At 38.4% G+C, this 3,230-nt stretch carries 4 protein-coding genes; 3 read left to right on the forward strand and 1 reads right to left on the reverse strand.

Annotated features, from left to right (window positions below):
- Positions 1 to 53 precede the first annotated feature (53 nt).
- Positions 54 to 617, reverse strand: a complete 564-nt coding sequence (locus tag PN497_RS08035) for a hypothetical protein (protein WP_096566254.1) — start codon at positions 615 to 617, stop codon at positions 54 to 56.
- Positions 618 to 843: 226 nt separating this feature from the next.
- On the opposite strand from PN497_RS08035, the gene PN497_RS08040 reads away from it, so the two are divergent.
- From PN497_RS08040 to PN497_RS08050, 3 genes are all read left to right on the forward strand, one after another.
- Positions 844 to 1,956: a ferrochelatase gene (locus PN497_RS08040; RefSeq protein WP_272109891.1), complete on the forward strand. Its 1,113-nt coding sequence runs from the start codon at positions 844 to 846 to the stop codon at positions 1,954 to 1,956.
- Positions 1,957 to 2,272: 316 nt separating this feature from the next.
- A complete protein-coding gene (locus tag PN497_RS08045) occupies positions 2,273 to 2,470 on the forward strand; it encodes a BrnT family toxin (RefSeq protein ID WP_272109893.1) in 198 nt (65 codons plus the stop codon).
- Positions 2,433 to 2,708, forward strand: coding sequence for a BrnA antitoxin family protein (locus tag PN497_RS08050; protein WP_096566258.1), 276 nt, complete (start codon positions 2,433 to 2,435; stop codon positions 2,706 to 2,708). The genes PN497_RS08045 and PN497_RS08050 overlap by 38 nt, the downstream gene beginning before the upstream one ends.
- The last annotated feature ends 522 nt before the right edge of the window (positions 2,709 to 3,230 follow it).

A 3,230-nucleotide genomic window follows, 5' to 3' on the forward strand; every position in this document is an offset into this window, starting at 1 on the left:
CCAGTCACCAGTCACCAGTCACCAGTCACCAGTCACCAGTCACCAGTCCCCTGTTATTCATAACTTTTTAACAATATATGCAAAAATTCAGCCGTATTTAGGGATTTTTGGGAGTGAGAAAACCGAATTGATGGATCTGTCCAGTTACCTTGTACCTTGTGGGGCGATCGCCACATTGATAAATGATCAACTGGTGGATCGGCATAAAAATTATCTTCCCCAATACCTAAAATAGCAGAACTCCAATGGGTAAAATAATCATGACTCAGGCGATGTATGGGAAAATTTCCCCATAATGGCACGCCCCAGCCATCTATAGCTATTAAGGCTTTCACATTACCACCTTGAAGTTGCCATGTTGTAGCCGCCGCGATCGCACCTACTACACCGGCACTAAAACCAATGAATATAACAGGTGATTCTAGCTTATTACTCAGGCGATCGCGCAAAAACAGTAAAATATGAAGTGCTGATAAAGTGAAAATCCCCTCTCCCGGAAAAACCAGTATATTTAATAACTGCTGATCACCTCTCTCTACATTGGGGTTAAACAAGCTGCTGACAAAGCTTTGCGTTAATTCTATTTCATGAATACCTGGACAAATAATAATATTCATTAGCTTTTATGGTTAAAGATCAACAACCTATGGCATTTGCTCGGTTAATTGTAAGTTAATTGTTAATTTTTACTGGTTAATTGTAAATTTTTCATGATCAGATGTATATTTTTATGTTCACATCTATCCTATCCCCCTGGATGGGATAATAATTAACTAATATGGCGAATTATAGGGTTATACCCTGTGAGGATGTCGCCATTTCGCTTATATTGAGGGAATTATTGTGGTTGCAACTCCAGAAAAAATGCAACATACTCACGAGCATCTACCAGGCCATGATCGCATAGCTGTACTGCTCATGGGTTATGGTGAAGTCGAGAGCTATGAAGATTTTGCCAATTATAATGAACAAGCTTTAAATCTACTTACTGCCAAATTTGCACCAGTACCAACTTGGATTTATCCCACTTTAGCCAAGATTTTAGCTATATTTGATCGTCATGAATGGGGACATACCCATCATGATTTTATCTCACCCCATAATGCCATTTTTGAACAGCAACGGGCAGGAATTGAACACGAATTACAACATAAATGGGGCGGTGGTGTTCAAGTTTTCAAAGCTTTTAACTTTTGCGCTCCTTTTTTACCGCAACAAGTTTTAGCAGAAATCAAAAATCAAGGCTTTGAAAAAATATTGATCTATCCTTTGTTAGTGGTAGATTCTATTTTTACCAGTGGTATTGCTATTGAACAAGTTAATAATGCTTTGGCTGAATTAGCTGATGGTGATGAACATTGGGTGAAAGGAATGCGTTATATTCCTTCTTTCTACAATGAGCCGGAATATATCAATTTAATGGCGCAAATAGTAGAAGAGAAAATCAATTCTGACTTAGCCGATGCCTATTTACCATCACAAATTGGTATTGTGTTGATGAATCATGGATGTCCACACAAAGCCAAAGATTTTACATCAGGAATTGATGAAAGTCAAGCACTTTACGAATTAGTGAGAGAGAAATTAATTCACCGTTATCCTTTAATTTCTGTCGGTTGGTTAAACCACGATACACCATTAATTGAATGGACTCAACCCAATGCCACTCAAGCAGCTAACAATCTGATTCAATTAGGTGCAAAAGTGGTAATGTTTATGCCCATAGGTTTTGCCACAGAAAACCATGAAACCTTGTTAGATGTACATCACATTATTCATGATTTAGAAAAACAGCATTCTGGTGTGGACTATTTACAAATGGCTTGTGTAAATGATGATCCCCGCTTTTTGGATATGGCTGCGGAATGGGCTAATGTTCACATTCAAGAATTAATGGCAGCAGAAGGTAAGGAAGTTAATGTACATTTAGCTATACATCATCATCACCATCATTAGGTGACAGGTGACAGGTGACAGATAAAGAATCACTTCTTGTCTGTTACCTTTTGTCTTGTTGATTTGAACTAAGCTGTTACACAGCTAAATTGTATAATCCTAATATTCTGAACTCTTGTTTAACAGGCAAGATGCCTGTTCCACTTATACAAATTAAATGCACAACAGCTTAGAAATTATTGGCTAGTAGCTGTAGTGACAAATTGTAGTTACAATAAAGTAAAGATAGTTTTTATTGGGTGATGGAGTTTGAATGGGATGAAGCCAAGCGTCTGGCCAACATTCGCACGGTATTGATTTTATCGACGTTTCAGCCGTGTTTGATGGAGATACAGTAACCGTAGAAGATGACCGTTACGACTACGGAGAGCAGCGATTTGTGACATTTGGTTTGTTACAAGGAAGAGTAATTGCTGTTGTCCACACAGAACGAAGTGATTGCACACGAATTATTTCCGCACGAAAGGCAACCAAGTATGAACAACGAACATATTTCGAGCAAATCTCAAACTGATTGGCAACGTTTCGATGCAATGACTGACGAAGATATTGACTTGTCAGACTGCCCAGAAATTACACCTGAATTATTTGCTAAAGCAGTGGTGAAAAAGGGTTTACCTGTCGCCAAAAATAAAGCTCAAGTAACATTACGTATTGATAGCGATGTATTGGAGTGGTTTAAGTCTCAAGGACGGGGTTATCAAACTCAAATCAATGCTTTATTAAGAGCATATATGGAGGCACATCAGTAACTTGTTACTCCTATTTTTCCTGGGTTTGTGTTGAATTTAACTGAAGTTTGGAGTTGATAAGATCAGGATAAATTATGACTATTGCAGGACTTACGCAAAAGGGAACGAAAGTAGGGGTAATACCCTTCGGGAAGCAAGCTACATGAATTACCCCTACGCAAGAATAAGGTTTTCAGTCACATCTTACGTAAGTCCTACAATCATATAGTCATCCGGTTTGATTTCTGAATTTATCTGTGTAGGCAGGCAAGAAGCAATAGTTCGACTTCGCTCACCAACCAGGCACTCATGCAAAAGGCTTTTAGAGAATTTTGGTGTACGGAGTTTTTTCAATAATCAAATAGGAGTCCTATAGAAATTATAATTAAATCAGAGTATATATAAACTTTTATGACTAAATGGTTTAACACCGCAGGCCCTTGTCAACCGGATATCCACTATACCCTACCCACCACCGAACGGTTACCAGAGTTAAAACGCCTGATTGAACAGCGCAATTACTTTGTCATCCATGCACCCAGA

Source organism: Sphaerospermopsis kisseleviana CS-549 (genome assembly GCF_028329225.1).
In the GTDB taxonomy this organism is placed as follows: domain Bacteria; phylum Cyanobacteriota; class Cyanobacteriia; order Cyanobacteriales; family Nostocaceae; genus Sphaerospermopsis; species Sphaerospermopsis kisseleviana.

Bases quoted from the DNA above. Each gene is read 5' to 3' on its own strand.
- PN497_RS08050 (WP_096566258.1), top strand. From the start codon at position 2,433: ATGAACAACGAACATATTTCGAGCAAATCTCAAACTGATTGGCAACGT.
- PN497_RS08035 (WP_096566254.1), bottom strand. From the start codon at position 617: ATGAATATTATTATTTGTCCAGGTATTCATGAAATAGAATTAACGCAA.